This window comes from Jatrophihabitans lederbergiae (assembly GCF_031845305.1).
Classification (GTDB): Bacteria; Actinomycetota; Actinomycetes; order Mycobacteriales; family Jatrophihabitantaceae; genus Jatrophihabitans_A; species Jatrophihabitans_A lederbergiae.
On the sequence record NZ_JAVREH010000116.1, the window covers coordinates 1 to 3797 of the forward strand.

1 protein-coding gene and 1 pseudogene are annotated in these 3797 nt (G+C 66.9%); both read left to right on the top strand.

Annotated features, from left to right (window positions below):
- The first annotated feature begins 988 nt into the window (after nucleotides 1-988).
- On the top strand, nucleotides 989-2260 hold the full coding sequence (locus RM423_RS24205) for a transposase (RefSeq protein ID WP_311425601.1): 1272 nt from the start codon (nucleotides 989-991) through the stop codon (nucleotides 2258-2260).
- Between the two features lie 370 nt (nucleotides 2261-2630).
- A pseudogene (locus RM423_RS24210) lies at nucleotides 2631-3669 on the top strand (ISL3 family transposase); the annotation flags it as partial.
- Between the last annotated feature and the right edge of the window lie 128 nt (nucleotides 3670-3797).

Below are 3797 nucleotides of genomic sequence, written 5' to 3' on the forward strand. Positions count from 1 at the left end.
CGCCGCCGGCACTCCGCCTGCGGCTACCGCAGCCCGATCACCTACGAGAACACCACCACCGCGGCTACGCTACGACCGGCCGCATAACAATCAAATCGCGTGTCCACTTTTCGGGGCGAAGGCCCGAAGGCGCGTTCAAGGCAAGCAGTGCGAGCATTTGCCTGGGCTTCGCGGCGCTGGGCGCAGCAAAGCTGCCTGGCCCATCGGTGATCATTGGCCCTAACAATGAAACTTTCACTCTGCTTCTCCGATGTTGTCGGGGTGCCTTGGACCTGACCACTTCGCGAATTACTGCCAGGACGTGCTTGATAAGAGAGAGGATGAACGTGCATCCTTCCCTGTTGTCGCGTGCCGGAAGCTGTCTGCTAACGCAGACAGAAGCAGCTACTGCTGCCAACGCAGTGCAGTCATGATTCCTGAGCACACCTGAGCAGGACACACCGCGAATGGTGCGCAAATCTGTGCCTCACGCGCGAGTTCACCGCAAGCTGATCTGTCCGGCACAAACCGCAATGGGGTAATTAGACCATACAGGCTTAGACGGGCAGCCGCAACAGGGCTGCCTGAATGAAAATCGGGCTTGTATCTCTTGAGTGCCTCCCGCTTCGGGTGGTGGTCACCTACGGTGATCTCGGGAGGGGTCCCGGCTGGACGGATTCCGGGTGGACTTCGGGTCCGTGAAAGAGATCGTCTGCCGGGGCTCGTCTTTCGAGCAGGCCCGGTTGAGGGAATTGGTGGCCGGCTCGCGGCTTCGCCACGCGAGGCTCATCGGGTCGGGTAGGCACCGGATCACCCACAAGCAGGGGCGGCGTAGGTAGTTGCCGCTGCGCGGTGTCGGGAGTGGTCGGGAGACTGCCGGTGGTTCGCGTCGAAGTGGCGATGGGAGGTCGTGGCGCGAGGGGCTCTCCCGCCGTCAACGGGCCTGGCGCGACAAGGCTGAACGGGCGATCTCGCGGCAGGCTCATCGCTTCGGGCGAGAGGAGCCCTCGTGCAGAACAACGATAAGCGAGCGAAGGAAGTTGGTGACGCGCCGCTCGGCGCGCCGCCGGTGCGGGTCCAGGTCGGCATCGACGCCGCCGTCACGGCGAATCATCACGTGTGCGTGCGTTCGCTGGACAGCGCCGGCCATGAGCACACGCAGCGGTTCTTGGTGGCCCCGACATTGTCGGGGTTGGCGCTGCTCGGTTCGCGGCACTCGGCGCGGCTGCGCGGCGCGATTGTCGGCAAGAACAAGTCCGACGTGATCGATGCTGATGTTCTGGCCCGCGCCGGGGACGTGTTCACGTTGCGGCCGATGCCGGTGATGACACCGCCACAGCTGGCGTTACGGCGTGCGGTCACGCGCCGCGGCGCTGCCGTGATCGACGGCAACCGGTACTGGCGTCGGTTGATGTCGCTGGCCCGTTGGGCGTTTCCAGACGTGTGGAGCGCCTTCGGTGGCTCGCTGCCGACAGCAGTCGCGGGGTTGGGTCGCTGGCCGCACCTGGCCCACCTCGGCGCGGCGCGGCGCGCGTCCTTGACCGCGGTGGTCGCCGAGCACACCCGGGCAGTGGCCGACGTGCCGGCACGCGTGGACCAGATCCGCGCCGCGGCCACGGCATGGGCACGGTTCTGGGACGGCCGACTCGACCTCGACGCGCTGGCCTGGGATGTGAGCGAGCACCTCAGCGACTACCACGCCGCCCTTGAGCGGGTGGCTCGCGCGACAACGCAAGCCAACGCCTACTGGGAGCAGCTGTTCGGCGATGACGAGCTGCTGCACTCCGTGCCCGGTATCGGGCCGGCGACCGGCCCGACGATCCGCGCGTTCCTCGGTGACGGCAGCATGTTCGACACCGGCAAGCAGGCAGCCTGCTATGCCGGCATCGTGCCGTCGAACTGGTCGTCCGGCACGGTCGTGCAACCGTCCCGGGCGATCACCAAGGAAGGCCCAGCGGTGCTGCGGCTGGCCTGCTATCAGGCTGCGAACACCGCACGTGCCATCGATCCGCAACTGGCCGCGCTCTACTACCGGCTGATGACCGAACGCGGCCACTGCCATACCAAGGCCAACGTTGCGGTCGCCCGCAAGCTCGTCGAACGCGTCTGGACCGTCATCACCCGTGGGCAGAGCTACCAGCTACGCGACCCCGACGGTCAGCCGATCACGAGCCGCGCCGCAAAAGCGTTGATCGCCGAACGGTTCACCGTCCCCGCTGACGTCCGCCAACGCGCCAGGGCCCGCAGCGCCGCCACCCACCGAGCCAAGCTCACCCGATGAGCTGAGTTCCGAGCACTCCCTGGCTTCCCTCGATCGCCGCCCTACGCGCCGGCGCTGAGGAGCTGTCAACGTGGAGCGCCCGCAGGCGGACGTCCGTGACGGGCCGCCGAGGACGAACGACGTTGACGGTGACGAACGCTGGCGCACCCTCCCACGGCGAGGGAAGCCGACCGCCAAACACCACGACGTGCCGTGCACCGCACCCGCGGCGATCACCCCTGCTCACACCCGTAATCACCGGAACCCTTGACAACCGTTAGGGAATCTCTTCGCGGAGGAGGGTGTAGCTGTCGGCGCGTCGGTCGCGGGGTGAGGGTCGAGGTCTTCCGATGATGGAAGTTCTCACACAACCCGTCCGGAAGACCTCGACGTGCTCAACGCTACTTTCTCGACCCCTGATCTCGATAGCTTCTGCCGGCTCGATCGCCTCGGCCTGTCGGTGACCGGCCAGCAGGTTCATGACGACCATGCGGTGCTGGCCTGCCGGGTTCTCGAGCCTGATGACTGGTGCCATGAGTGCGGGGTGCGGGGCGCGCCTCGCGACACCGTGCAGCGCGAGCTGGCGCATGTCCCGTTGGGTTGGCGGCCGACGATCTTGCAGCTGCGGGTGCGCCGCTACCGGTGCAGCGGCTGCGGTCATGTCTGGCGGCAGGACACGAGCGCGGCCGCGCCGCGGTCGAAGCTATCGCGGCACGCGGTGTTGTGGGTGTTGAAGTCGGTGGTGATCGATCGTCTGTCGATCGCTCGGGTCGCCGCCAGCCTCGGCGTCTCCTGGCACACCGTCAACGACGCGGTGCTGGCCGCCGGCAGGACCCTGCTGATCAACGACCCGGCCCGTTTGGACGGTGTTCGGGTGATCGGTGTCGACGAGCACTGTTGGCGTCACACCCGTCGCGGGGACAAGTTCGTCACCGTGATCATCGACCTGACGCCGGTGCGTGACGGCGTCGGCCCGGCCAGGTTGCTGGACATGGTCGAAGGCCGTTCCAAGCAGGTGTTCAAGACCTGGCTCGACTCGCAGAGCCCGATCTTCCGGGACAGCATTGAGGTGGTCGTGATGGACGGGTTCACCGGGTTCAAGACCGCCACCGCTGAGGAGCTGCCCGAGGCGGTGGCGGTGCTGGACCCCTTCCACGTCGTCGCGTTGGCCGGCGATGCGCTGGACCGATGCCGCCAACGTGTGCAGCAACAGACATGCGGACACCGCGGTCGCAAGGGTGACCCGATCTAGGGCATCCGCCGCGTGCTGCGCACCGGCGCCGACCTGCTTACCGACCGCCAGCACGCACGACTGCAGGCGGTGTTCGCCGACGAGCGGCACGTCGAAGTCGAGGCGACGTGGGGCATCTACCAGCGCATCGTGGGCCTACCGAGATCGCGACCGCCCGGCAGCGAAACCCGAGTTGAAGAAGGGCCTTCGCCCCGAAAAGTGGACACGCGATTTGATTGTTATGCGGCCGGTCGTAGCGTAGCCGCGGTGGTGGTGTTCTCGTAGGTGATCGGGCTGCGGTAGCCGCAGGCGGAGTGCCGGCGGCGG